The sequence below is a fragment of the Streptomyces flavochromogenes genome (genome assembly GCF_000717595.1).
Lineage (GTDB): Bacteria > Actinomycetota > Actinomycetes > Streptomycetales > Streptomycetaceae > Streptomyces > Streptomyces flavochromogenes.
In genome coordinates this window covers 1-3,133 of sequence record NZ_JNZO01000077.1, presented here as the reverse complement: position 1 = coordinate 3,133, position 3,133 = coordinate 1, and the positions used below count along the sequence as shown (strand labels likewise).

Annotated in this window: 1 protein-coding gene; it reads left to right on the top strand. The window is 73.4% G+C overall.

Translation table 11 applies throughout. The annotated features are described in order from the left end of the window. On the top strand, positions 1–3,133 hold a 3,133-nt coding region (locus IF00_RS0140260; protein WP_030327072.1), incomplete at both ends, for a non-ribosomal peptide synthetase.

The following is a 3,133-nucleotide window of genomic DNA, read 5'->3' as shown; positions in this document are numbered from 1 at the left end:
GAAGCTGCGCGGTTTCCGCATCGAGCTCGGCGAGATCGAGACCGCGCTCCTGGCCCACGACTCGGTCGCGCAGGCCGCGGTGATCGTCCGCGAGGACCGGCCCGGCGACAAGCGTCTCGTCGCCTACGCCGTCCCGGCGCCGGGAACCCGGATCGACACCGACGGCCTGCGGCGCCACTGCGCGCAGCGGCTCGCCGAGTACATGGTCCCCTCCGCCTTCGTCGAGCTCGACGTCCTTCCCCTGACCGCCAACGGCAAGCTCGACCGCCGCACCCTGCCCGCGCCCAGGCTCGGCACCGGGCCCGGTGGCCGACAGGGCCGCACCCCCGTCGAGGAGGTGCTGTGCGGGCTCTTCGCCGACGCGCTCGGGCTGCCCGCCGTCTCCATCGACGACGACTTCTTCCGCCTCGGCGGACACTCCCTGCTCGGTACGCGGCTGGTCAGCCGCATCCGGCACACGCTGGGGGCGCAGGTGTCCGTACGCGACCTCTTCCGCTGCCCCTCCGTCGCCGGATTCGCCGAGTTCCTCGCCGACCCCGGTGCCGAAGGGCAGGGGCGCCGGCCGGCCCTCGTGGCGGGCGAGCGGCCCGAGCGGGTGCCGCTGTCCGCCGCCCAGCGCAGGCTCTGGTTCCTGGCCCAGATGGAGGGCGCGTCGGCCACGTACAACATCCCCCTCGCCGTCCGTCTCACCGGCGTCCTCGACGCCGACGCGCTGCGGCTCGCCCTGGCCGATGTCGTCGGGCGGCACGAGGCGCTGCGCACGGTCTTCCCCGCCGAGCAGGGCACGCCCCACCAGGTGGTCGTTCCGGCCGCCGGGGCGCACCTCGACCTGCCGGTCATCCCGGCGACGCGCGACGCGCTGCCCGCCGTACTGCGCGACCTGTCCGCCACGACCTTCGACCTGGCCCGTGAACTGCCCGTCCGCGCCGACCTGGTGCGAATCGCGGACGACGAGCACGTCCTGCTCCTCGTGACCCACCACATCGCCTCCGACGGCTGGTCACACACCCCCCTCATGCGGGACCTCGGCGCCGCCTACACCGCCCGCGTCGACGGTGCGGCGCCCGAGTGGGAGCCGCTGCCCGTCCAGTACGCCGACTACGCCCTCTGGCAGCAGGCCCTGCTCGCCGCCGACGAAGAGCGGCAGCTCGACCACTGGCGCAAGGCGCTCGACCGGCTCCCGGAGGAGGTGACGCTGCCCGCGGACCGGGCCAGGCCGGCCACCGCCTCGTACCGCGGCGCCTCCCTCACCGTCCAGTGCCCCGCGGACCTGCACACCGCACTCACCCGGCTGGCCCGCGAGAACGGCACGACGCTCTTCATGGTGGCGCAGGCGGCCACCGCCGTCCTCCTGTCGCGTTCCGGCGCCGGCGCGGACATCCCGCTCGGCTCACCGGTCGCCGGACGGACCGACGAAGCCCTCGAAGACCTGGTCGGCTTCTTCGTGAACACGCTGGTGCTGCGCACCGACGTGAGCGGCAACCCGACCTTCCGGGAGCTCCTGGAGCGGGTGCGGGCCACAGATCTGGCCGCCTGGGCGCACCAGGACGTGCCCTTCGACCGGCTCGTGGAGACCCTCAACCCCGAGCGCTCCGCCGCCCGCCACCCCCTCTTCCAGGTCATGCTCTCGGTCACCGACGTCGCCGGTCCCGTGCCGCAACTCCCGGGCCTGCGAGCCGAGTCGGAGTTCACCGCACTCGACATCGCCAAGTTCGACCTCACGTTCACCTTCCAGGAGCACCGGGCGGCCGACGGCGGCCCGGCCGGCCTCGGCATCACCGTCGAGTACGCCACCGACCTCTACGAGGCGGCCAGTGTCTCGGCCGTCACCGCTCGCCTGGTCCGGCTCCTCGAAGCGGCGGCCGGCGCACCCGACGTCCCGATCGGAGACCTCGACGTCCTGGCGGCCGACGAACGCACCCGGCTCCTCGACACCTGGCACGGCACAGCGCGGTCCCGTCCCGCCGCGTCGCTGCCTCAGCTGTTCGCCGCGCAGGTCGCCCGCACGCCCGACGCCGTCGCCGTCACGCTCGGCGGAGAGCGGCTGACGTACGCGGACCTCGACCGGCGCGCCAACCGGCTGGCCCACCGCCTGATCGCCGAGGGCGTACGGCCGGGGTCGCGGGTGATCCTCTTCCTGGAACGCTCTCTGGAAGCCGTCGTGGCGATCCTCGCCGTGGTGAAGGCGGGCGCGGTGTACGTACCCCTGGACACCCGCTACCCGGCGGACCGCATCGAGCTGATCGTGCGGATGTCCGGCGGGACCCTGTTCCTCACCGACCGCGCACGCGTGGACCTCGAACTCCCGGCGGGCTCAAGCTTCATGACGATCGCTCAGGCGATCTCACCGGACCTGCCCGACACCGCCCCCGAAGTCGACGTCCATCCCGAGCAGCTCGCCTACGCGATGTTCACCTCCGGCTCGACCGGTGTGCCCAAGGGCGTCGCCGTCACCCACCGGAACATCACCGAACTGGCCGCCGACACCCGGTTCACGGGCGACGCCCACCGCCGTGTGCTGCTGCACTCGCCTCTCGCCTTCGACGCGACGACGTACGAGCTGTGGGCACCCCTGCTGTCCGGCGGCACCCTCGTGGTGGCCCCGCCCGGCCTGCTCGACACGGCGGCGCTGGCTTCGGTCCTGGCGGCGGAGTCGATCACCGGTCTGTGGCTGACGGTGGGCCTTTTCCGGCTGGTCGCGGAGGAGGACCCGGCCGCCTTCGCGGGGCTCGGCGAGGTGTGGACGGGCGGTGACGTGGTGCCGCCGGAGGCCGTCCGCCGGGTGATGGAGGCCTGCCCGCACCTGACCGTGGTCAACGCGTACGGCCCGACGGAGACGACGACGTTCGCGACCTCGCACGAGATCCACCGGCCCTTCGACTACGAGGGCGCGCTGCCCATCGGCCGCCCCCTCGACAACACCCGGCTCTACGTCCTCGACGACCACCTCGGGCTGCTGCCCGCCGGCGTCCAGGGCGAGCTCTACATCGCGGGGACGGGACTCGCCCAGGGATACCTCGACCGGCCGGCACTCACCGCCGAGCGGTTCGTCGCGGACCCGTACGGACCTCCGGGCTCACGGATGTACCGGACCGGCGACCTGGTGCGCTGGTCGCGGGAGGGTGAGATCGAG